The organism is bacterium, assembly GCA_013360195.1.
Classification (GTDB): Bacteria; Electryoneota; RPQS01; order RPQS01; family RPQS01; genus JABWCQ01.
In genome coordinates this window covers 133,110-156,848 of sequence record JABWCQ010000005.1, presented here as the reverse complement: position 1 = coordinate 156,848, position 23,739 = coordinate 133,110, and the positions used below count along the sequence as shown (strand labels likewise).

Below are 23,739 nucleotides of genomic sequence, written 5' to 3'. Positions count from 1 at the left end.
GATGCCTCACACGATGAGGAATAACGTTTTTGTTGATTGCGGGTATGCGCTTGACGGCTCAGCGCAAACTGACGCCCGGTTCAACTATTGGGGTGATGCAAGCGGGCCTTATCACGAGACGGACAACCCATCGGGATTGGGAGATACGATAACGGGCGGAGTTCAATTTATTCCGTGGCTGACGGACACAACGGAAGGCGCGGAGTCAGCACGCGGAGTGCTTCCACATGAGTTTAGTGTTTCGGCTATACCAAATCCGTTCAATTCTTCGACTCGACTCAGGTTCACGCTTCCGGTTACTTCTGAGATAAGGATAGCGGTGTTTGATTTGCTTGGCCGGGCAGTGAAGGAAGTCGCCGACCAGAGATTTGTAGCCGGTACGCATCAGGTTACCATTGACGCGAGCAACTTTTCCAGCGGCATTTACTTTGCCAGAGTGCAATCAGAAGCATTCTCTGCGACGACCAGACTTGTGCTGGTGAAATAGCTCGAAGCACTAAATTAAAATGAGAAAAGCCCGCTCACTGGAGCGGGCTTTTGCGTTATGCAGAGTCAAAACTATTAACTGCGTTTTCTGGCCTCGATGATGAGCCATTCAAGCAGGTCAATGGTGTTTTCCGGATGTCCAAGTACGACTGCGACAGGCCGCGCCTGATCGTCAATCACATAGTAGGACGGATAACCGGCCACGGCAAGTCTGTCCTTCAAAGCCTGGTCACCATAAACGAAGTCGAGCTTCCACGGTTTTCCGTTGACATCCGTCGAATCCATGATGGCCAGAGCTTTTTCATGCGCACCTTCGGCATGAACTGCATAAACGGGGAAAGGGAGTTTGTTTTCAGTCTTCAAGGCGTTCATTTCCGGCAGCGACCGCTGCACACAGCCCCTTCACCAATATGTGAACAGCTCAAGCACCGTGTACTGCCCTGAAAAATCAGAGGCAGTCATCTTGTGCCCGCTGTTGTGCATTCCCAATTCCACTTGCAGCGGCGGCTCCTTGGGAAGAAGTTGCGCAGCCAGTGCGAAGTAGTTGTCCGCGTCTCTCTTCTGCGCGTAAATGCTCAGAATGGACATGTTCAGCGAGGAGTCGTCGGGCTCCACGACTTTCGCGGCCTGATAGCATTGCAGAGCACGGTCGAGATTGCCCGCCTGCTCATTTGCATCGCCGCAATAATACCAGCCCTCAGGCCGTGACGGATCCTTGGCAATGGCCTGATCGAAGTAGTCAATGACCACTTTCATGTCCGGCGTTTCCTTGCTCCACTCCGTGACCGCGGCGAGATAGTAGCCCCAGAAATTGCCGGCATCATTCTTCATCATCCACTCAGCCTGCTCTTTCGATATAGCAGGATCATTCGCCTTACGGGCATAAAGATAACGATTGGCCGTCGTGGGAGACTTGTCCATGCGCTCTTTCCAGAAGTCAACGGTCAAGTCGGACTTCCGGTTCAGCACGTTCTGGACACTGCGCAACAATGGGATATCATTGGGGTATTGATCCAGAAATTCCCGCGCAATCCGGACTTGCTCGGCATCCGGGAGGGTGTCCGGCACCGCCTCCCAAGCCAGTTGGCCTGCGCTCTTGACCATTCGCTGGGGTTCGGTCGCCCACAACGATCCGGTCAGCATCAGACATAAGATGAGAACCACTTTTTTCACACAAACTCCTTTCTAATAGTGTGATCTCCAGAAGTTACTAATTTTAGCCGCGATTGGAAAGGTCTAAATAGGATGCACGTGAAATAAACCGTTTTGCTCATATGAACCGAAAATCGCGGTGCAAATGGTGATTTGTCGCAGACTTTGGAGTGAATTGGGTGATATTCTGCAGGAATTGTAAATCATAAGAGTATTAGAAACAGGGCTTAGGACTCAGGCTTACTACACCTAGTATAGTTGGCATATGGGTTGCCATTCATCAACATGAAGCCAACGAATTCTCCTGAGGAGGAGTGCATGAAGAATCTGACTAAGAACCTGAGCCGAATCTCACAACTTTTTGTAGGACTCATTAGCGTTTTGCTGCTCTCCATCGGATGCAGCAATTTGGAGTCGCCCACCCTGTCCAATGATGCGGGCGAGTCCCTTGACTTGTGGTCTCCGCAACTCGGTGACGAGCTTGTCGAGGGAAGACAGATTCCTATTATTCTGGATGAAATGTACTGGGAAACGCCCGGCATGGTCAATCCAGCATTACGCGGAATCGGCAGCTTCTCGGCATATCCAATTGACGGCAATGTCGGCGGCACAGTCAGGTGCGGGTCTCACAGTTTTGTGGTACCACCAGGTGCAGTCGGTGGCATCGTGAACTTTACCATGTCCCTTGCATCGGGAACTGGAATTGGAGTAGACTGTGGTCCGAGTCCATTGTCCTTCAATGACGGAACGTCAGTTCGGCTGACACTTTCCTTTGCCGGAACTCAATATGATGCCGACTATTGCGAACGTGCGGGCATCGAGCCGCTGGATCCCTCGGATCTGCAGATCTTTTATGTGCCGAATGACGGCAGTGAGCCTGTGCAACAGGACATCGGACGAGTGCTCGATGCCGGAGCAAAGACTATCTCGGTTGAAGTGGATCACTTCAGCCGCTACATCATCGCCTAATCCTCCGTGGTCTCCCCGGGCGGCAGTTTCATGCGGTCTGCCGCCCGGTGGGAGAGTTTGTGACCATATATTCAGTAAAGCAAGGGTTCGTAAAATGGTGCGTCTATCTGATAAGTACATTTTGTTTTTTGCCTCCTAACAAAACTCCGCACGCTGCATGTGCACCTTGATTTCTCCCGTTCGACCTTGAGCAAGCCGGGCGGGAGAAATTGTTTTCAGGGAATCGGTTTCGCCGAGGCCGCCGGTTCTTGCGAAGCGTCGCACGGTTAATTGCACTAAACTTAGTAAGATGATTGCGTATCATGAGTCGTGTATCCCAACCACCGGTGGTTGAAATCCACCGGAATCAAAGAGTGTCACTAATCCAAACGCTTGTTTCTTCTGTCCAAACAACACTTAATATAGTTGGCATCATGGTTGCTCTATGTCAACACGAGAATGAGAATCACAAACGTCCGAATAGAGAGAAACTTATGAAGATCCTAATCCCACCAATGAAAACGCTGCTAATATCGGCGTTGATCGTCTTCGCGGTAGGATGCTCGGAATTTAATGCACCGACCGCATCGGTCACTACAGATGAAGCTATCTCATACCAATACCCGCCACTGGACGAGGCGCTGGCGGCGGCAGAGGCAGCCGGTTACACCGTGATTGACTTTGCGCGACCAACCTTGGATGACAACGAATGTGACACAGTATCAAGCAGTAGAAACGCCGTTACTGGTCAGACCGTTAACATCAATGTAGCGGGAATCTGCAAGCTCACAATACCGGGTAGTTCGCTGCCATACGACATGGTTGTCACGGTCGTGGCGCCGGCATCATGTGCGGGTGTGTGTGACTTCTACCCGCATCCGACTCAGTTTGCCGGAAACGTCGAAATTCGATGGGATACGAGGGACTTTGTATTGCCGGAAGGCATTGAGTTTGACGAGATTGTCCCGCTATATGTTCATGACGACGGCACGATTGAAGAAGTCTCGTTTGTTCGATCAGAGAACAGATTCATTACGGTCACAACTAACCATTTCAGCCGATACATCATCACAAGTCGCGTCGGCTCATAAACTCACCTAACCCACACGGAAAACCCGGTCACTGTCTGGCCGGGTTTTTGTTTTTATGACTTACGGATAGAAAGGAACGCGACATAAAATGTTGCGCTCCCTCGACTTATATGATGAAATACTGAGTTTAGTAAGTCAACAGTTGCTGATGCACGACACCTCTTCAATAGACTCGCGGTACCAAGTTCTACGCACGATCGGCGTCGGCGGAATGGGTGTGGTATATTTGGTCGTGGACACACGCCGAAGCAATCAACTCATGGCGCTGAAGACCCTCAAGTCCGTTCAAGATGAAGCGGCGATTGAGAGTTTCCGTGCAGAGTTCCGCAACATCCGTGGTGTCGTACATCCGCACATTCCGGAAGTGTTCGATTTCGGCAGGCTGCCGGCAAGCGAGGGAGGGTACTACTTCACGACCGAGTTTGTGGACGGCAAGCCGCTGGACCAACTCGCGGCTGACTGGAAGCACGACCAACTGCGAACGGTTCTTGTCAGTCTTTGCCGCGCACTCGCATTCCTGCACAGCAGGGGACTGCTGCATCGCGATATCAAACCCGACAACGTGCTCGGCAAGCTCACCAAATCCGGGGAGTTTGCCACACTGAAGCTTGTGGACTTCGGTCTTGCCGGCAACCACTCCGAAGTAACGGAAGAGGCAGGCGGCACGCTTGACTACATGGCGCCTGAAGTTATTCAGTCGGGACAGTCGTCGGTGGCATCGGACCTATATGCTCTCGGCATGCTGATGTACCGGCTCGCAACCGGTAAACTGCCGTTTGAAGGAAAAGACGCAGTTGCGCTGGCACAATTGCGAACCAAGCACGATGCGCCGCATCCGCTCCGCTACCGAGCGGAATTGCCGATCGGTTTAGCCGATGTGATTGCGGCCCTGATTGAGATAAATCCGGCTGACCGGCCCAAAAGTGCGCGGCATGTCATTGCGATGCTCAATGAGCGCGACGGTTCGTCATTTGACTACGAGACGACAGAGACCCGAAAGGCATACATTTCCTCGTCCGGAATTGTCACGAACGCGAATGCGCGTCAAGAGTTCTCGAGGCATAAGGAGATTCTTTCCAGCGGTGACAGGCCGGAAAATCTCGTCGTAACGGGTGAGCACGGTTTAGGCTGCACAAGGCTGTTGAAAGACTTGGCTGTAGAGTTGACCTTGTCGGGATTCTCAACCAGAGTTGTGAATACGGTCAGGGACTTGCCATTGCACAACCAGAAGCCGCAGGCGCTCGTCGTGCCGGATATTTCCGCCTTGCCGTCCGATAAATTACGAGAGACCTATCGAAATCCGATTCTCGAATCCTGCTGGTGGCTCATCGGAAGTCACACTGTCGGTGAACTTCCCGACTTTGCGACCGGATTCAAACAAGTGGAGTTGGCCCCGCTGAATGAAGAGGGAATCGGAAAATTTGTCAAGGCGACTTTTCCTGACAATATCTTTCCATTTGATTTCAGCAGCCAGCTGATGGGACAAACGCTGGGCTATCCGTCCGCACTTGAAGCCGCGCTTGAGCAGCTTGTATCCACGGACATACTGCGCATCGGGCTGTCCGGGTGGGAATTGATGCCCGGAAGGTGGAAACTTCCGATTCACGACGATATCGCGCGAGCAATCCAGAGTAGACTTGAGCATCTCTCTTTCAGTTCCAAGTCCGTCTTGAAATGTCTTGCCTGCTCGCCTACTCCGCTTTCGTTTGAGGTCGTGTCACAAGCCATTGGATTCGAATCCGGAGTTACTCCACAATCCGTGTGTGACGAACTCGCTGCAACAGGGTGGATCAGGACAAACGACTTCGGTACGGCGATTACGCACCATGCCGTTGTGGAGTATGTCAACGGCAAACTGTCGGAACAGGAGCGGATAGTTGCACATGCGAGCCTGTACAACTTCTGGATGCACGCCGAAGACATCGATGAGTTGACGCGCACACAAGAGCTGCTGTTCCACGACTTCATGTCCGGAGCCTATCGCACGCCGGCAGTAGAAGCTGAGAAAACGATAGAAGACGCCGTGCGAATGGGCAAACTCAGTTGGGCGCGCAAGCTGCTTGAGTATAGTCTGGGTGATGTCCCCAAAAGTCACAAGGCGTTTCTGCAAATGCAGCTTGCGCGAATCGAGTACATTGAGGGAGACTTTCATCGCGCCGCGGCACTGCTCGGACAGGTGACAAACAACGGTAAGGTCGCGATTACGAAAGAGAATCTGCTCCATGTCGCCAGATATGCGAATCTTCGCGAAAAGCTTGGTTATCCGGACGAAGCGGAAGAGATTCTGAATCGCTGCATGCCGTTGCTGGACGAGCACACGTCACAGGCCGCCGGCTCCGTCTACGGAACTCTGGCCTGGATTTCATTCAAGCGCGGCGAAGGCGAGCGGGCACGCATGCTCGCAGAGCGCGGTCTGACGATGGTGCCGTCTGATGCGACAGACGCGGGCTTCGCCCTGCTGCTCAATACCATGGCGACACTCGCTTTCTATCGCGGTGACACGGATGTTGCGCGCGTCTATTGGCAGCGCTGCCTTGAGGTCTATGAGGCGATTGCCGATAGAAAGGGAATCGCCAACATGTACAATAACCTTGGTGTTCTCGCGTCTCAATCCGGCGACCGCTTGCGCGCGCGAAACTTGTGGGAACGCTGCGCGACCATCTCGAAGCATATCGACGACATTCAGCGATTGGCGGGAATCTACAACAATCTTGGCATCGACTCGCTTGAGTCCGGTGACTTGCGTGAAGCTGAAGACTACTACCTGAAGGCTTTGGCGCTCTTTCGAAAGTTGGAAAGTCCGCGGGAACAGACTGAAATCCTCAGCAATCTGGGTGAACTCGCCTTTCAACGCGCCGATTATCCGCGCGCACTTGCCTATTTGCAGGAAGCAGTTGCACAAGCGTCTGCCATTGGTGATTCCGAATCGCAACTCGAACCGATGATATACCTGGGCAAGCTGCTGCTGACCCTTGAGGACATTGAAAAGTCCGAACGCACTCTTGGGCACGCACGTGATATTGCGGCCTCGATCGGAACACGCAAGGCGGAGGGACAGGCGCTTGAAGGGCTGGCGTCACTGTTTGCACGGCGAGGAGATTTTACTCGTGCTCACGAAGCGGCGGATCGGGCAAAGGAGCTGCTTTCGGATGAATCTGATCCGCTTGCGCTGCTGCACTTGCATCTGACGTGCTGCCAAATTGCCGCTGAAAACGGAGAGAAGGAAACGGTTCACGAAGAGTTGATTCAGGCGCGAAAGGTCGGGGACACGAAGTGGGATCCATTTACGGCGGCGCGCACGCAACTGATTGAGACTCTCTACGCGGGAGTGGCGCTGGAACCGTCCAAGTGGCAGGTTGCATTGCGGAAATTGTCGTCCTATCCCGACTTGCTCTGGAAATTTCATTGGGCGACAGGGAGACAACTTGCCCGCAGCGGACAGCCGAAGAAGGCGCTTGAAGAGTTCGGCCGCGGCGTGGCGGTCCTGAAAGCGATTGCGACACGTCTACCGGAAGAAACGCAGACTCTCTATCTTCAGTCGCCGGGAATAGTAAGATTCAAACAGGAAGCTGTAGAGCTTCGCAAATCAATGCAAACGCAGGAGTAACCGTGGCACTGGATTATTTTGATGACCTGAATGACATCACACCGGTGAATACGAGCGGAATGGAACTCGATCCGACCGGAGGAATCGCATCCGGATTGTCCAAGCTCGCGGCATTGATTGAAGACATCAATCGGGATATGACACCCGACGCAATACTTGATCGAGCCATGAGTGCGGCCATCGAACTGACCGGCGCGGAGCGCGGATTTCTCGTGCTCATCGGCCCAAACGGTGATTGGCGGTTCTCCGTTGCGCGAAACATGGATAGTGACATTGCAAACGCGGAAGCGGTCGCCTCCCAGACGATTATCCGCCGCGTCATTGACGGACGACAGCCGATCCTTATCAATGACGTTATCGGAGGATCCGATCTTTCGCACCAGCAGTCCATAGCCAAGATGCAGGTCCGTTCCATCATGGGAGCGCCACTAGTGTCGAAGAACAAACTGCTTGGCGTCGCTTACGTCGACACGACAAAGCTCGCCGGTGTGTTTGACCAGACAAGCTTGATGCTTTTTGAGACGTTTGTGTATCTTGCCGCCGTGGCGCTCGAGAACGCGCGCCTCTATGAAGCGGAGAAGGAATCCAAAATTCGTTACAAGGAGCTGCAAGAGTATTTATCCGTAATCCTGCAGAGCCAGCCTCATGGTTTAATCATTCTGGACAAGAACGGCTGTGTTGACTATGCGAATCCGCAGGCCGTGACATTTCTCGGAGGCGGTCTGCGAATCGGGTCGGCCATCTCCAGTTCGACGTGCAGTATTCAAGCAGTGGAGAAACTTTCGCAGGCGCATTCGGAGTTCACTCAAACGGGTGAAGTCAGCCGAAGGACGTTGATGCTGGAAGGCCGCACGATCGCATATTCGTTCTTTAAGCTCGCGCGGACTCACGACGGCCGAGAACGAGCAGGATTGATTCTCGAAGATGTTTCAATGCAGAAGCAGCTCGAACAGCAAATTGTCGAGTCGGAGAAAAAGTCAACGGTGAACCAGCTTGCCGGCGGTATTGCTCATGAGATCAACAACAGTCTGCAGCCGGTGAAGGGAAGAGTTGAGTTGCTCGCAATGCGCCTTGATCGAGAAGGAATCGAGCTCAGCGAACCGATCCGCAAGGACCTCAATACAATCGCGGCGTTGACCGAGCGTATCGAGAAAATCGCAATGAACCTTCGCCACCTGACGAAACCGACGGACCCTGCATTCAAAGTTGTGGACATGAAGCAACTGATGATTTCCGTGGTCGAACTGCTGGAGACGTCAACCGGCAGCTTGCGAGGATTCGCGAAAAACGATGACTCAGCACGAATGAATCTTGTTCTCGATTTGGACGACGGCCTTGAAATATTCGGCGATCCGCATGGATTGGAATCTGCGTTCATCAATATGATAATCAACTCGGTGCACGCAATGGAAAGTGTGCCTCGCGGAACGCTGACGCTGTCAGCGCACCGCAAGGGCGATCGAGTCGTCGTGTCCGTGGCAGACAGCGGAATCGGAATTCCCAAGGACCAATTGTCAAGTATTTTTGAACCCTACTACTCGACGAAAGGTGAGCGCGGAACCGGACTCGGTTTGCCCATCGTCCGGAATATTGCGGATATCCATGGTGCGGAACTGACACTTGAATCCACCGTCGGAGTCGGAACCACCATCACGATGGCCTTTCCGGCCTATGCGGCCAGCGGTGCCCTCGCCTGACATTTACAGGTTTCTAACGCATAGACCCGTGGTTGCAAGACGCCGCGGGTTTTTGTATATTACATCATTATGAAATCCCGACAATCTTGCATAATGTTCCATAATCGTTTGCGAATGCGATGCTTACTCTGCTTGGCCGCGATATTTCCATTCATGGTGGCAGGCGCGCTGGCTGGAACCCTGACACCCGGCCTGGAGGCTGCCTATCGCGCAGCGGATGAACAGGCGAAGCTCCCCGTCCTGATTTCGCTGACCCGCCAGGCGAACCTGGATGCCGTCCGATCACAGTTTCTTTCCAGCGTGAGTGAACAGGACGGTCTCCGTCATGCGGCGTTGCTTGAGGCACTGCAATCCGTTTCCCGGCAGTCTCAAGATGAGATTAACAACTCAATGCAAATCCTACAGCGAAACGGCATGGTGGAAGATCTTGAGTTCTTTTGGATCGCAAATCTTCTGAAGGCCAACGTTTCGCGTGCCGGTGCGGAGCTAATTGCCAATTTTGAAGCGGTGGAAGAAGTCGGGCTGGATGAGGAAATCAACCTTCTTGAGCCTGAAGAAAGTGTTCCCTCTGAAGCAAAAATGGTTTCGTCCGAGCACGCGCTGCAATTGATGAACGCACGTGAAATTTGGGTGGCAGGGGTTACAGGCACGGGAACAACTGTGGCTGTGGTCGGAACGCCGTTCCCGTCCTCGCATTCCGCGTTTGCTGACCGAATGACAGGCGCGGAAGGACTGCTCGCTTCCTCCTTTTGCGGACAGAGCACCGCTATTCTTCTTGGTGCGGCAGTTGGCTGCGATCGCCAAAAGGGTGATACCGTAGGCGTGGCACCGGATGCCAGGTGGCGACTGTTGCCACTCGCATGCGGACAAACGCATAAGGTCTCTGATATTTTGCGAGCGGTTCAGCTTTCGCAAGTTGGAGACTACCTGTCCGTGCCGGATGTAATTGTGCAGGCTTGGAGCGCAGGTGACTCCTGTTCCGTTGGTTTGCCTGCGAAGTCTTGGAGCGCATTCAGGAATCTCGAAGAGCTGGGAAGCATTCTGATCTGGTCGGCGGGTGACAATGGATTACTCGGGAGAAACACAGTTCCACTGCCGGCGGCGAATGTTGAAGACAAACAGACTTTCTTTTCTGTCGGTGCAGTCTCGGCTGACGGACGCAGCATTCGGCAAACCAGCAGCAGGGGACCGTCGCCCTGTGACCGCCGCAGCATAAAGCCCGAATTGACGGCAATCGGCGAAGGACGAAGTGCAGGTGAAAGCGGATTTGTCACCACACAAGGTTCACTTCTTGCAACCGGATATGTCGCCGGAGCGCTCGCGCTGATGAGACAGGTCAATCCCACGATTTCTCCGTTCGAAGCAAAGAACGCCCTTAAGTTGTCCGCCAAAGATTTGGGGGTCGAAGGAGAAGACAACGACTTCGGATTCGGTTTGCTTGATATCAATGCTGCGGTTGAACTCGCTGCATCGTCAAGCGAAACCGGAACAATCAGCGGCACGGTGAAGTACGGCGGCGAACGAATTGGCGGTGCGCGAGTCTATTTGGTCGGTGCGAGCGGAAGCTACACCGTACCGTCGAACAGCGAAGGCCAATTCCGTTTCACACAGATTCCGGCCGAGCGTGAGTTCGCGTTGTATGTCGCACGATTCGGTTACAAGGACTTCGCCGCGCCGGATTCCGTCAAAACGTCCAAGCAAAAGGAGTTCTCTGTCGGTGTAGACCTCGAACGGGGAATTGCCGATGATGCTGAAGTGGATCGCGGATTCGTCTTTGGCGTTCCTGAAGACAACGCGACCGGCGGCATTTGGACACGCGCTGTGCCTGTCGGTTCATCCGAAAACGGAAATCAAGTGCAGGTGAGCGAAGACGCCACCGCGTACGGGAGCTTCTGCTTCGTGACGGGAAATGGAGGCTCGGTCGCGGAACCTGCGGCGGCCAATGACGTGGACGGCGGCAAGACAACGTTGCGTTCTCCCATTTTCCGGCTGGACAATCTCGCGGATTCCAAGCTGCGCTTCAAGTATGCCTATTCGAATGATCGTGGTCAGCAGAAAGGCGGTGACTTCTTCCGTGTTCAAATCTCCAATGACGGTGGTGAAACATGGGTGAATCTCATTCAGACTTCAATGAGCTCGGACGGCTGGCGCGAAGCCTCTTTCGTTATTGAGGACTTTGTCACACCGACCGAGCAGATGGTCATTCAGTTTGTCGCAGAAGATAATGCTCCTCCGTCTCTGGTTGAAGCGGCTGTGGACGATATCTTCATCGACGGAAAACCGGACGCGCCTGAACCACCGAAAAATCTTTCGCTCACTCCTGCGGAAAACGGCGTGAATCTGACTTGGAATAAATCGGAAGGCGCGAGTTCTTACAAACTCTATTTGTCCGGACAAGCTGGACATGTGTTTGCGCCCGAAAATTACTTCACCACGGTTAAGGACACATTCCTGTATGTGCCTTATGACCAGATTCCGTACGACCAGTTCTACTTTCAGGTCACGGCCGTAAAATAGGTGCAGAAAATGTTTGTCAAAAAAAGCCCGTCCAGTGTGACGGGCTTTTTGATTCAAGTTACAGATCCCGCAATCTACTCGGGTCGCAGCCGCAAAGACAATGTGTGCTGCGAAGCGGAAGCAAGCGAAATCATTGTGTCTGCAGGAAGGTATCCGTTCAGAATGGCCACTACTCGCACGCTGTCCAATGGCAGACTCTCACCGATGGGATTGTTAGACAAAGTTCGTCCGGTGATTGTCATGCCAAATGGCGCATTCAACGCGAAGTTGCCTTCCCCGTCCGTGGTTGTGAGCGCTGAAGTGCCGCGCAAAGTTTCAGCGGATGAGATATTCTTCAGCAATGTGTCCTGTCCGAAGAAGGCGCTGGCGCTCATCGTGTAAACGTACATTCCATTGGGAAGAGAGAAGTGGTCGACGAATTGCTCGTGGGCGCCGGGAGCAAGAGTGTCCTGAAAATGCGTTGTGACGATTCCGGTTGAAAGCGAGCGTGTCTGAATTGTTACCGTCCCGTGGTCTCGAAGAGTAAACGGCAGAGTCGCGTCATCCGAACTTGGTATTGGATTCGGATAAATGTGTCCCATTGTTGTTTCGCCTATTGGCGCGCCTTCGCATTGGGTGCATGCAAATTCCGTCAGAGGCTGGTCGGAAAGACCGTCGGGCACTTCCACCATTTCACTTCTCCACAAGACATTTCCGTCACTGCAGCGAACTTCCAAATAGAAGCGGCTGGGCTCCAGATGTTCTCCGTATGTGGAGAATGCCGGATCCGTGACAAAACGGCCGGGACCCAATTCCATTTCGACACCGTTTATCGAGAACTGGTTGTAGTTCACCGTTTGAAAACCGCAGTCGTCAGGCGGATTGGCACATACGGTTGGCAAACGATCTCCGGCGGACGGTTGACCGTCATTGTCGGCATCCCACATCACGTAAACAGGAGTTCCGTCCGCAAGCGGTATGTCACCGTCGCACTCGGTGGTCAGCATTTGCTCAGTGTAAAAGACTGCCAGCGTAGGATTCTGTGAATCATCAAGCGGGCTTGTTGAGATGTCGTCAACCCGGTAGACGAGATGCATCTGCACATTCGCAAGAGGGGTGCCGCTCAAATCCGTTACCGTGCCGATGACATTTTCGGTCGGATTCTCCCCCGGCCCGGTAGGCTGCGTATCCTCTTCCTTTTTGCAGGACAGAATCGCGCACAGAAGTATTGTCAGCAGAATCAGTTTAGTCATTTCCATTCACACCGGGAGGGTTCAGTTGACGGCACAAAACGGATTAACATGATTTCCGGCGGTTTGCCAATCCGCATCGGCGGTCCCCAATAGCCGACACCGCATGTTGTGAGTTGGTAGCCGTCCTTGACTTTGTATAGACCGTGATGATATGGGAAAGCCATTTTCGTAAACAGCGAGAACGGAAACATCTGACCGCCGTGAGTATGCCCGCTCACAACCAAATCAAATCCCGCGTCAATCGCCTTCTGCACATCGGCTGTGGCGGGAGTATGCATCAAAAGAATTTGCACGTCCGATGTGTCGCCGTCAGGAATGAAGCTTTGAAACGCCGGCAAAGGTCTGCCCATGGAACGCGCTGTGCGATCCTCCATTCCCGCGATCAAAATGCCGTTCGGCAGCGTCAAGTTCTCATTCATCAGAACTCGAAAGCCTCCGCGCTTCATCAACTCCACCGCACCCTGCAAGCCGACGTAGTACTCGTGATTTCCCGTTGTTGAGAATACTCCGAGCGGTGCGGCAAGCTTTCGGAAGCCGTTGGCGACTTCGGGAATCTGATTGGCCGGAGTATCAACGATGTCGCCGGGCGCAAGGATGACATCCGGTTTCAGTCCTGTTATCTGATCGCACCACATCGCGATGCGACTCTCGCCGTTCGTATTGCTGGCATGAAAATCCGCGACCATCGCGATTGTGAAGTCGCGCCATTCATCGCGGAAATTCTTTACGGGGACATCCACTTCGACCACTCGCGCGGGTCCGGTTGCTTTATAAATTCCGTAGCCGGTGATCAAAAGAACGAGTGACGTGACAAAGTAGAAGCTGTAGCGCCCGAGCATCTGATGAGTCTCGAGCGTGAACTCGCCCCATTGTCCGGACACGACGAGCACGACCTTGACAAGGAAGAACAGAAAGGTTACCCACAGGAACTGCCACATCATTCCCATCCAGATGGAGGCAATCCAATCCACGGCGTGGGCGATGAAACCCGGGAACTTCTGCTCTAATATCCTGCCAATGATGTAGGATACCGCGAGAAACGCTGCCAGAATTCTGAGCGGCCAAAGAACAGCGGACGAAGTTATTTCAAGCGCAGAAACGAGCCGCGAATAGAGAAACCAGTGCAGCAGCCCGAGTATGGTGACGACGACAGATATGAAAATCAGCAAGTGTAAATTGTGAGGTGTTAAGCTCCCTTGCCTTCAAGAACGGCTACAGGCAGAATCATCTCTTCGAGCGAGACGCCGCCGTGTTGAAAACTGTCCTTGTACAGCGCGAGATACTTGTTGTAGTTGGTCGGGTAAACGAAATAGTAGTTTTCCTTCGCGATGATGTAACCCGTGTTCATCCCGCGCTTGGGCAGTTTGAAATTTTCCGGCTGCGGTACGACGATGGCCTGCCGTTTATCAACCCGCAGATTGCGGCCATACTTATATCTCAATGACGAAGACGCTTCACGATCGGAAACGACTTTTGCGCCCTTCTGTCCGCGAATCGAGCCGTGGTCACTCGTGACAATCACCGTCCAGCCTTGCTTGGCGAACGACTGCAGAATCTGTCTGAGACTTGAGTGTTCAAACCATGCTTTGATGACCGAGCGGTAACCCGCTTCATGCGGAAGCATTTCGCGCAGAATGTCCGAGTGACTTCTGCCGTGTCCCAGCATGTCCACGAAGTTGAACACCATCGAAACCAATTTGCGGTCCCAGAACTGCGAGACTTTCTTGGCCGTGTTCGCGGCTTCTTCGGGGTCGAGCACTTTGACATAGCGCGGCTCGGGATCAATCGTGATTTTCATGCGCTGCAGCTGCATGTCGAGCAGTTGCCGCTCAAATCTGTTCGAGCTGCCTTCATCCTCATCCTGCGTTTGCCACAAACCCGGAACCTCTTTGTCAATTTCCGAGGGAAACATGCCCGCGAAGAGCGCGTTACGGCTGTAAGGTGTTGCGGTCGGCAAAATCGAGTAGTGGAAATCGCGCGTGACTCTGAAGCTGTCATAGAGCAACGGCTCAATGGCCATCCACTGGTCATAGCGCATGCAGTCCATCACCAGATAGAGCACTTTCTCTCCGGCTTTCAAACGCGGCGCGACGAATTTCTCGACGACGTCGACCGAAAGCGGCGGGCGTTCCTTCTGCTTCCAGAGCCAATCTTCGTAGTTCTTCTCGATGAACTTGCCGAACTCGACGTTGCATTCGCTGCGCTGTCCTTCGAGCGATTGCTTTAAGCCGCCGTCGGGCAAGCTGTCGAGCTCGATGTCCCACCACGACAAGCGCGCGTGAATGTCAGCCCACTCGCGCCAGCCGGGATTCTCGTTGAGCTTCATCGTGATTTCGCGGAACTCGACCAGGTAATCGCGCGTGGCGATGCGCTGCTCAATGGAAGATTTGTCAATGACTTTCTTCAACGCGACTAAAATCTGTGTCGGATTCACGGGCTTCGTCAGATAGTCCGCGATTTTCGCCCCCAGCGCGTCGTCCATCAGCGTCTCTTCTTCCGACTTGGTAATCATGATGACCGGCAAATCGGGCCGCTTGGTTTTGATGCGGTCGGCTGTTTCGAGTCCGTCGAGTCCGGGCATATGCTCGTCGAGCAGCACGCAGTCGAACGATTCTCTGTCCACTTTCGCGAGCGCGTCGTCTCCGTTCGTGACGCCGGTGACCTGATAGCCGTGCTGTCCTAAAAACAGGACATGCGCTTCGAGCAGGTCTATCTCGTCATCCGCCCAGAGAATTTTCTTGATGATTTCGGCCATGAATACCTAAAATTGGAAATATGAAATTTGAAATAGGAAAGCGGAACCAACGTCCGCCGAGCGGGGATTTAGCGAAGCGGTTCCCCGCCGGAATCTGTACCGCTAAACCTTTGTTTTCGCGTTTAATCCTAACAATTGGCGGAACGGGAGTCTCGGGAAAACAGCCGCTTGACTTTTGGGTTCGCGGGAAGTTTCACAAGGATTTGGAGTGGGACAAAGAACGGGAGCAATATTATTGAACATTTGGACAAGGTGTTTTGTTCCCGTAGGGAAAACAAGGAGTTAGGGGAAGTTTCAGTGTCGAGGTATCCTTAGAAGGATTACTGCGAGAATAATTTGCTTCATCTGTAATCTATCATTCTTCTTGGATCAATCGCCGTTGATCCATTTTGCAGTTCTTACGATGATGTCAATGGAAGAGTCGAGTGTGGCAATGACATGTGGCGAATTTGGTTTTATGTAAGATGACAGAACCTCTTGATCCAATACAAGTGTAATTCGGGTTTTAGAAGTGCTTGCTGAATCAGAGTCAGCTATTTGCAAGGTATCCTCAGTACTCATAAATCCCGATGCGACGGTAACGTCAATGAGAGATTTTGCACTTTCCATGCTGATCCAACCAATGCGCCGCCCTGTGGACGCGACATTCATTTTGCCCTCAAATACAACCATTCCGTTAGTTTGCACTGAGATTGTGTAAGACGGGCAGCCGGCGCCACATTCCAAGCGGTCTAAAAAGATCGCACCATTTGAATACTCAGCGTGGGGATCGACTTTCCTATCCATGCGGCTCTGCTTAACCTTGTCGACTTCAGCCGCTAAGAATTCGTGTGCGCGCTTTGTTCCGGCAACTTCATCAATTTGTTTTGCAATGCTCTCTAGCTTCTTTATACCATGCCAATATCTGATTGACTTGTGCTTGTCACCCCAATTGAAGGCAATCGTGCTTTCTGCGGCGTCAATGGGACCACGGTTGCGGGATTCATCCATGTCGCGAAAGCCAGAATCGACGATGGTGTCAATCAAGTTGTTTACCTCGTCGCCTGTAACTTTGTTTTCCCATCTGCGAGATACGCCCATAAATCGGTCATTGAGGTTATAGACTACCCGGCCGTCTGAAAAGATGTTCACGGTATAGACAGCGCATCTGCCGTAACAGCCATGTCGCGACAGCACAATTACCGGTGTGTTTGGATCATCAGGCAGGCTCTGACCACAGGAAAAGAGGAGTGTTGCGATAAAGAAAAGAACTATCCGCATGAATACACTTTGAGTTTACACTTGGATGGAAACCCACTTTGACAAGATCCTTCACTTCGTTCAGGATGACAATGCTTTTGACATTGTGAATTTGCTTCGGGGGATTTTACCCAGCAAGCTGGGCGCTACATTCGGAGCGCACGCGGTGCGGCACTACAAACTACTCGGGGGAGCAGATTTTATAGCGATGGCATTTTGCAGCAGTCTTTCAAACATGCCTGCGGCGGCGGCCACTACGATCGAACCGAAAGTGATGAGGATGCCCACCATCATCGCGCCCGCAGCATCATCATTGCCATGGTTTAACATAATGATGACTTCCTCTACGATGACAAAGCCGATGATGGCGAGCGCGCAATACTTGATGGTCTTTAGAGCTCTGACCGAATCTTGTGAGTAGATTTTGTTTTGTCCGATACTTCCGAGCAGCTTGAAGACCTGATAGAGCGCAAAGAAGAAAGGTATCGACCCCGCATAAACAAGCAAGATGAAGGGATCGGTGTAGATTTCAAACACCGTGGCGTTCGTGTTCACGCCCTCGAGGTGAGGCTCCCAAAGCAGAAACGCCAAAGCGCCAAGGCCAATACACACGACGACGATTTGAAGAAAGATAGTTGAGATTCTCGCCATTGATGCATTTCCCCAAGTTACAATCAGTACCAGATTCCGGCGGGGAACCGCTACGCGAAATCCCCGCTCGGCGGACAAAGGCGCTTTCTACACAGCGGGCGGATTGCCATCCGCCCCTACAAAGGTTTTGCGTTTCCAAAACGGTTCCGTAATCAACCCCCGCTTCACAACCTTCCTCATAATCACAGCCGTGGCGGCCAAACACACGGCGACGGCGATGACGGATGCTTCAACTCCAAAGGCGCCGCCGCTTATCCAATCCGGGCCGGTGACTTTGCCTTGAATCATGCCGGTCATGTCGTTGCCGGAAATAGGAAGACCGAAGATGCCACCCTGCGTATAATTCCACGCGAAATGCAAACCCGTGGCGAACCACAATCTGTGCGTAAGCGTGTAGGCGGCGGCGAGCAGCAGACCCGCTTCAAGCGCGAGCGCGATGCCTGCGCCAAGAGTCGCATTCGGATTCGCCATATGCATCAGCCCGAACAAAACTGCAGACAACACTAACGCGATCCATGTGCCGAGCGACTCTTCCATGATTCTGTAAATCACGCCGCGCACGAGCAATTCTTCAAAGAACCCGGACAGCGAGACTCCAAGAGCCGTGGTGGTTACCGCGAGTGAGTTAAACGCATCAATTTCAAAGTAGCCATACAGCCAGAGGAGCAGCATGGTCGAAGTAAAGAGCAGAGCTCCCAGACCCAGACCCTTGCCGAACTCGAGCAGAAAGCCGCGCGGCGAAATCTCAGTAGGCCACCGCCACTCCACCAGCCGCACATATATAATGTAGCCTATGAATTCGCCAAGGATGGCTGAGCCATTGGACAGGAGCTTGAACCAGTCGAATTCGGAAAGACCGGTGGGTTCTCCATAGCCTCGGAGAAGAACCTGAATCCCGGCAATGGGGGCAGAGATCGCGATTGAGCCGAGCAGGATTCGGCTGATGGGATTCCGCAGAATCCGGAGAAATAGATTTGGAATGGCCATGCTCATCTGACTGAGCGGCTTACCCCTTTTGTTTCATAACCCAATCGGACAGAAGTTTGTACACTTTGGCTGTCCCAGGATTGAGTTTGCGGATTGCCGCTGCATGAGCCTTGATGGTCCGGGTGTCTCCCCGGACTGCTGGGCCGGTCCAGGACCGGTCTATTCCATACTCCGAAAAGTTCGCGAGGGTTTCTTGGGCGATGGCCATGACGGCTGTCTTGGCCTGTTTTTCCGAAATTCCGATTTTCCGAAGAATGTCCAAGGCCATGGCGATATTAGCACCGAGCAGCGTGCAAGCCAAAACGGCAGCAGCATGGTAGGCAATCCGGTCTTTGCCCCGAACTTCAACGGCCACTCCATTGCAGGCCTTGGTTACCTTCCGACAAGCAGCAAGTCCCTTTACATTTCCATCAATTCCAAATACTAACGGAAAAGCTGGGTCGTAATCGTCTTCCTTGGAGCCAGACCGAACGGTGCTGCCAAAACGGGGGAAAGTCATGAACGGGTGGCAGGCTCCGACTGCGGCTCCGAGCATCTCGAGTGGTGCCAAGGGCTTAGTATCGAGGGTACCGCTGTTATGGAGAACCGAGATTCTTGGCCAGTTCAAGGGAATAGCTGCAAGCTCCCGGGCTACTGAACTTATCTGACCCGTACCAACGGAGAGCAGAAGTATGCCCTGAGACAACCGGACTTCCTTCAGCGAGGTAACGTAAGGCGCATCCAGCTCTTTTGCTACTCTGCGCCCGGCTGCGGACCCCCGCCCGCAAACTCCAACACAGGTCCAGCCGGATTTCTGCAGCCTCCGGGCGAGCACTTTGCCGACCGCGCCCGGCCCAATAAGGTAAAACTGAGATTTTGCCATGCGAACAAGGTAGCTTTCTGACTTCGCAAATGCAAGCGAAACAGGTGCCAAGCTTAGAAAAGCGAGAGAGTTAGCTTGACTCTCCGGCGAGGAATCCGTACCTTTTTGACTTGCTATAGTTCCTAAATTGGTGAAGTACGCCAATTCGAATGCAGACTCACTGGAGGAGCCGTGCTCGGCACAATTTCCGAGAATACCTGCCGTCTGAACATCTATCTGTCGCGACCGGAAGCGTCCATTCGCTCCTTTGCGGCGGACGGCTGGGGGTACGGACAGGTGTCTGACCGCAAGTGCCTCATCATTCAGGAATCGGGCAGCAAAACTATTCACGTGCTCGGAATCATCATGCCGCGTCACAAGGTTCCCAAGGAAGATCTCGACCTGGTGAAGCGAGTGCGGATAGTCGAGCAAGGACTAAAACCGGAAGACCACCGCGAGTGGAATTTCTTTCTTGATGATATCGATGATACGACCCGCAGGCAAATTCTGAGCGGGCCGCACGTCGAACCGGGAGCATTGGTCGGCGGGGATTTACATTTCTAACTAGCCAGCGTGAACGCAGGGCCCATTGCGCTGACGCAGACCCTTCAAATCCTCTGAATTGAAACCCATGTTTTTCTCACTTCTTTTCGCAACTCTTCTGACTTCACTGGCTACGAGCGCAATCGTAGCGGTTTTGTTCCGCAAGTCCATTGGCGGAATTCTCTCGCGGGTGCTGCGGGACGAGATTTCCACAGCGTGGCAGCGGTACATCATGTTTGCCGTCATCGTAGTCGGTTTAAGTTCCGGTGTCAATCTTTACAAGCTCGAGCAGTACACGGAAGGCGCACAAGGCCGCTGGGTGGACAGACCCGGTGTTGAAAACAAGCACGAAGACCAGGAGTGGCAGCCGCCGGTCCTGAACGACGAAACGTGGACGCTGGAAATCTACCGCTCCATTGTCGGCACGATTCAAGGTATCGCGTGGGCGCTGCTCGTGTTCTTCCTCGTATCGCTTGTCGCGTTCGTCATTGTGCGCGGGCAGGAGATAAAGGCGAAGACTTAAATTGGAAATACGAAATTAGAAATTAGAAAGAGGTCGTGCCAAGCACCTCCAGCTAATTGCTATTTTCCTCAATTGTTCCACTTTCTCATTTCTCATTTCACATTTCGGATTTTTCATGAAAGGCGTTATTCTCGCAGGCGGTCTCGGTACGCGTATGCTGCCGTTGACCAAGATTACCAATAAACATCTCTTGCCCGTCTATGACCGGCCGATGATCTATTTCCCGATTCAGACGCTCGTGGACGCGGGTATCACTGAAATCGTCGTCGTCACCGGCGGACATTACGCGGGTGACTTTTTGAATCTGCTCGGCAACGGCAAAGCGTTCGGGCTGAAGCGGATTAACTACGCCTATCAGGAAGGCGAAGGCGGTATCGCCGACGCACTCCGGCTCGCGCGCGAATTTACGGGCGACGATTCGATTTGTGTGATTCTTGGGGATAACATTCTTGAGAACTCCATCAAGGCGCACGTGGATCAATTCAAGGGGCAAGGCAAGGGCGCGAAGATTCTCCTGAAGGAAGTTCACGATCCGCAGAGATTCGGTGTGGCCGAAGTGGATAAGAGCGGCAACGTGCTGTCGATTGTCGAAAAACCGAAAGAGCCGAAGTCCAATCTCGCGGTTATCGGTGTTTACATGTACGATTCGCACGTTTACGAAATTATCTCGACTCTGAAGCCTTCGGCGCGCGGTGAACTCGAAATTACCGACGTGAACAACGCGTACCTTGCACAGGGCACGCTCACCTCTTCGACCATCGATGGCTGGTGGACGGATGCGGGGACGTTTCCGTCGCTGTATCGTGCATCACGACTTGTGGCTGAACAGGTTAAGCCGGAGTTGAAGGAGTTTTGGTTTTAGGATAGTATAGGAGTATCAACAAATGGAGACTATTCTCTATGGAATTCGTGATGGATTTGCGTTTATTGCAGCGCGTCCCTCACTTGCCCTCGGAATTCCCCAGTAGTTTTCATCGTGTGGGTAGTTGAAAGAATGTCGAGATACGAGACATGCCCACATTGCAAAACACGAGCTCTGAAATCAGCATCAGTTTGTGCAAAATGCATACGTAACTTCTAATGCCACCGCGCTACACAGTCAGAGAAGTTTTCAAGATGCTCAAGAAAGACGGTTGGGTATATATGTATTCGCGTGGTAGTCATCACCAGTTTGAGCACCCGACAAAGCCTGGAAAAGTTACCGTTCCGGGACACGAAAATGACATTGTTTTCCCAAGTGTGTTGAATAAAATCCTGAAAAAAGCGGGGTTGAAATGAAATATGAAAAATTCTTGGTCGTGATTGAGAAGGGGCCGAAGAACTTTTGTGCCTACAGCCCTGACCTCCCGGGCGTTTTTACGACTGGAAAAACACGTGAAGAAACTGAGCGCAATATGCTTGAAGCTTTGCAGCTACATGTTGATGGCATGAAAGCGGATGGAGATAAAATTCCAAGACCGGAATCAAGCGCATTGACAATGATGGTAGAAGTGCCTACCAAAACCGAAGCCAAAAAGCGCTTGGAGAAAGATAAAGTTAAGCCAAACTCCTGGCCTAAACTTTCTTCCCGCGCACTAACCTCCCGCTAATCATGGCAGACACAAAAGACAACAACGGCGGCCTGTTCTTCATCGCGATTGCGTTGGTGGCCGCGTCATTTATTCTCGGCCATCAACTGGTCGAGATGCGCAAGGCGGGCGACATGATCTCCGTGACGGGATCGGCCAAGCGGCCTATCGTATCGGATTTGATAGTGTGGTCGGGCAACGTGTCGTCACAAGAGGGCACACAGCAAGATGCCTACAAGTCCGTGCAAGCTCATGCGCAGAGAATGCAGAAGTTTTTCAAAGAGAACGGCGTGCCCGATGCGGAAGTCACTATGAAGCCCGTGTCGAGCGAGCAGATTCAGGAATTCAATCAGAACGGCTATCAGACAGGCCGGATACTCGGCTATCGAGTGAATCAGAATTTTGAGATTCGCTCGCCGCGCGTGGACGCGATTGAAGAGCTCATCAAGAAATCGGATCAACTCATCAGCGAAGGCGTGCCGTTCTCGGGATGGGGCGCGCAATATCTTTACACCAAGCTCGCCGATTTGCGGATTGAAATGCTCGGCGAAGCGATGAAGGACGCAAGTGAACGCGCCAAGGTCATGGCCGAATCGTCCGGCTCCAAGCTTGGCGAACTGCGTGACGCGCGCATGGGAGTGTTCCAAGTGACCCCGCGCAACTCGACCGATGTTTCGGATTACGGCTATTACGATACGTCATCGAAAGAAAAAGACATCACGGCCGTTGTGAAGGCAAGCTACTCACTCGACTAAGGTTTCGTGACACGCGCACTTTTTGACTGGCGGCCGTGGCTGTTGCTGTACGTACTGCAAGTTCCGTCATTGCGCGCGTTGGTTAAGTACCTGCCTGAATCGCTGCACCTTCTCATTCCGCTCTATTTCGTTGCTGCATTTGCCGGATACGCGTGGCTGCTGCGCACAAACATGTTTGCCAAGCTCTTTGACTCGCGCGCGCTGTTCATCGGCTTAATCGCGCTGCACCTCGCGCTGAATCTGTTTATCTATCCGCAAGCGGACGCACTGAAGTATCAGGGACGAGGCAGTCCGCAGGACGATGCGTTGATTGTCGGCGGCGAACGGCTGGTGCAGGGCCTGAATCCTTACGAAGGGGAAACGTTCAAGAAGGAATGGGTGAGCGCCGGACCCGCATGGATTGTGTTCGCGCTGCCGTTTACGCTGACGGGATTCTTCGCGCTGTTCACACCGTTTTGGATTGCGCTGACGGCGTTCATCATCGAACGTTTGCGGTCGAGACGAGCGGCGCTGCTCTTTCTGATTTTGTGTTTCAGTTCGCCGGTCGTGTGGGAGCTCTCGGTGACGGGCTCGGACATGGTGGCGATGGGCTGTGCGTTTTTGCTGCTGGTCTTGTGGAGTTTTCGGGCGTGGACAGGCGGCAACTTCCTTGCAAAATTCCTGAGTGCCATTTTCACGGCAAGCGTCACGACCTCGCGTATCGTGTTCGGCTATTTGCAGCTGCTCCTTGCGGGGTTTCTGTTGCGCCGGAGTTTCAAGATGGCGATTGCGTATGGTGCGGCGACGATGGGTTTATTCGTGCTGATGCAATTGCCCTTCTATCTTTGGAATCCCGAACGCTATTTCCCGTTGACGCGATTCTTCTGGGCGAAGGGCATGCTCCCGTCGTCGCTTGAAGCCGTGTCGCTGATTACATCCGGCGCTGCGCTGCTCTATCTTGCGCTGAAAACGGAGCTGAGCGAGAACGGCTGGATTCGCGGTGCACTGCTGTCGCTCTTAATCACGATGTTTTGGTCTGCGCTCGGTGATTTGCACATGCGCGGTTATGATTTTGCGCTTTGGGAAGGCGCGAACTATTTCGGGCCGCTGATTCCGATGGCGGTTTATCTTGCCGTGGCGAGTGGTTCGCCGCGCACTACTAGCTAAC

Annotated in this window: 22 protein-coding genes; 13 read left to right on the top strand and 9 right to left on the bottom strand. The window is 52.9% G+C overall.

From position 1 onward, the window contains the following. Positions 1-13: 13 nt before the first annotated feature. The gene (locus HUU59_05810; protein NUO18947.1) at positions 14-487 is read left to right on the top strand and encodes a T9SS type A sorting domain-containing protein; all 474 of its coding nucleotides are present in this window, start codon (positions 14-16) and stop codon (positions 485-487) included. A 74-nt stretch (positions 488-561) separates the two neighbouring features. Here HUU59_05810 and HUU59_05805 read toward each other — a convergent pair whose 3' ends face one another. Next, entirely contained in the window at positions 562-849 is a 288-nt protein-coding gene (locus HUU59_05805; GenBank protein NUO18946.1) for a hypothetical protein, read from the bottom strand. Positions 850-888: 39 nt separating this feature from the next. Beyond that, entirely contained in the window at positions 889-1,659 is a 771-nt protein-coding gene (locus HUU59_05800; protein ID NUO18945.1) for a hypothetical protein, read from the bottom strand. A 297-nt stretch (positions 1,660-1,956) separates the two neighbouring features. Between HUU59_05800 and HUU59_05795 the strand changes: the two genes are divergently transcribed. The 5 genes from HUU59_05795 to HUU59_05775 all read left to right on the top strand — a co-directional run bounded on the left by HUU59_05795 (position 1,957) and on the right by HUU59_05775 (position 11,498). Further along, positions 1,957-2,607, top strand: a complete 651-nt coding sequence (locus tag HUU59_05795) for a hypothetical protein (protein ID NUO18944.1) — start codon at positions 1,957-1,959, stop codon at positions 2,605-2,607. Between the two features lie 494 nt (positions 2,608-3,101). Further along, positions 3,102-3,677 (top strand): hypothetical protein, encoded by a 576-nt coding sequence (locus HUU59_05790; protein ID NUO18943.1) that lies wholly within the window; start codon positions 3,102-3,104, stop codon positions 3,675-3,677. A gap of 88 nt (positions 3,678-3,765) precedes the next feature. Then, entirely contained in the window at positions 3,766-7,284 is a 3,519-nt protein-coding gene (locus HUU59_05785) for a tetratricopeptide repeat protein (protein NUO18942.1), read from the top strand. Positions 7,285-7,286: 2 nt separating this feature from the next. Next, the gene (locus tag HUU59_05780) at positions 7,287-8,981 is read left to right on the top strand and encodes a GAF domain-containing protein (GenBank protein ID NUO18941.1); all 1,695 of its coding nucleotides are present in this window, start codon (positions 7,287-7,289) and stop codon (positions 8,979-8,981) included. 114 nt (positions 8,982-9,095) lie between these two features. Further along, positions 9,096-11,498, top strand: a complete 2,403-nt coding sequence (locus HUU59_05775) for a S8 family serine peptidase (protein ID NUO18940.1) — start codon at positions 9,096-9,098, stop codon at positions 11,496-11,498. A 74-nt stretch (positions 11,499-11,572) separates the two neighbouring features. On the opposite strand, the gene HUU59_05770 is transcribed toward HUU59_05775, so the two are convergent. The 7 genes from HUU59_05770 to HUU59_05740 form a co-directional block, all read right to left on the bottom strand. Further along, the gene (locus HUU59_05770) at positions 11,573-12,730 is read right to left on the bottom strand and encodes a hypothetical protein (GenBank protein ID NUO18939.1); all 1,158 of its coding nucleotides are present in this window, start codon (positions 12,728-12,730) and stop codon (positions 11,573-11,575) included. After that, positions 12,727-13,899: a metallophosphoesterase gene (locus HUU59_05765; protein ID NUO18938.1), complete on the bottom strand. Its 1,173-nt coding sequence runs from the start codon at positions 13,897-13,899 to the stop codon at positions 12,727-12,729. The genes HUU59_05770 and HUU59_05765 overlap by 4 nt, the downstream gene beginning before the upstream one ends. Before the next feature lie 17 nt (positions 13,900-13,916). Next, positions 13,917-15,485: a response regulator gene (locus HUU59_05760; GenBank protein NUO18937.1), complete on the bottom strand. Its 1,569-nt coding sequence runs from the start codon at positions 15,483-15,485 to the stop codon at positions 13,917-13,919. A gap of 369 nt (positions 15,486-15,854) precedes the next feature. Next, positions 15,855-16,745, bottom strand: coding sequence for a hypothetical protein (locus tag HUU59_05755; GenBank protein NUO18936.1), 891 nt, complete (start codon positions 16,743-16,745; stop codon positions 15,855-15,857). Between the two features lie 153 nt (positions 16,746-16,898). Beyond that, on the bottom strand, positions 16,899-17,375 hold the full coding sequence (locus tag HUU59_05750) for a DUF2975 domain-containing protein (GenBank protein NUO18935.1): 477 nt from the start codon (positions 17,373-17,375) through the stop codon (positions 16,899-16,901). Between the two features lie 87 nt (positions 17,376-17,462). Further along, positions 17,463-18,362 (bottom strand): CPBP family intramembrane metalloprotease, encoded by a 900-nt coding sequence (locus tag HUU59_05745; GenBank protein ID NUO18934.1) that lies wholly within the window; start codon positions 18,360-18,362, stop codon positions 17,463-17,465. A 19-nt stretch (positions 18,363-18,381) separates the two neighbouring features. Beyond that, positions 18,382-19,224: a DUF2520 domain-containing protein gene (locus tag HUU59_05740; protein NUO18933.1), complete on the bottom strand. Its 843-nt coding sequence runs from the start codon at positions 19,222-19,224 to the stop codon at positions 18,382-18,384. 171 nt (positions 19,225-19,395) lie between these two features. Here HUU59_05740 and HUU59_05735 point away from each other — a divergent pair, with 171 nt between their 5' ends. The 7 genes from HUU59_05735 (at position 19,396) to HUU59_05705 (ending at position 23,738) form a co-directional block, all read left to right on the top strand. Next, on the top strand, positions 19,396-19,767 hold the full coding sequence (locus HUU59_05735) for a hypothetical protein (GenBank protein NUO18932.1): 372 nt from the start codon (positions 19,396-19,398) through the stop codon (positions 19,765-19,767). 67 nt (positions 19,768-19,834) lie between these two features. After that, complete coding sequence (locus tag HUU59_05730) at positions 19,835-20,269, top strand: hypothetical protein (protein ID NUO18931.1); 435 nt, start codon at positions 19,835-19,837, stop codon at positions 20,267-20,269. Between the two features lie 115 nt (positions 20,270-20,384). Further along, entirely contained in the window at positions 20,385-21,131 is a 747-nt protein-coding gene (locus tag HUU59_05725; GenBank protein NUO18930.1) for an NTP transferase domain-containing protein, read from the top strand. Positions 21,132-21,349: 218 nt separating this feature from the next. Beyond that, entirely contained in the window at positions 21,350-21,547 is a 198-nt protein-coding gene (locus HUU59_05720; GenBank protein ID NUO18929.1) for a type II toxin-antitoxin system HicA family toxin, read from the top strand. Beyond that, positions 21,544-21,858: a type II toxin-antitoxin system HicB family antitoxin gene (locus tag HUU59_05715; GenBank protein NUO18928.1), complete on the top strand. Its 315-nt coding sequence runs from the start codon at positions 21,544-21,546 to the stop codon at positions 21,856-21,858. The genes HUU59_05720 and HUU59_05715 overlap by 4 nt, the downstream gene beginning before the upstream one ends. Positions 21,859-21,860: 2 nt before the next feature. After that, a complete protein-coding gene (locus tag HUU59_05710; GenBank protein NUO18927.1) occupies positions 21,861-22,592 on the top strand; it encodes an SIMPL domain-containing protein in 732 nt (243 codons plus the stop codon). Positions 22,593-22,598: 6 nt separating this feature from the next. Then, the gene (locus HUU59_05705) at positions 22,599-23,738 is read left to right on the top strand and encodes a hypothetical protein (GenBank protein ID NUO18926.1); all 1,140 of its coding nucleotides are present in this window, start codon (positions 22,599-22,601) and stop codon (positions 23,736-23,738) included. Position 23,739 lies beyond the last annotated feature (1 nt).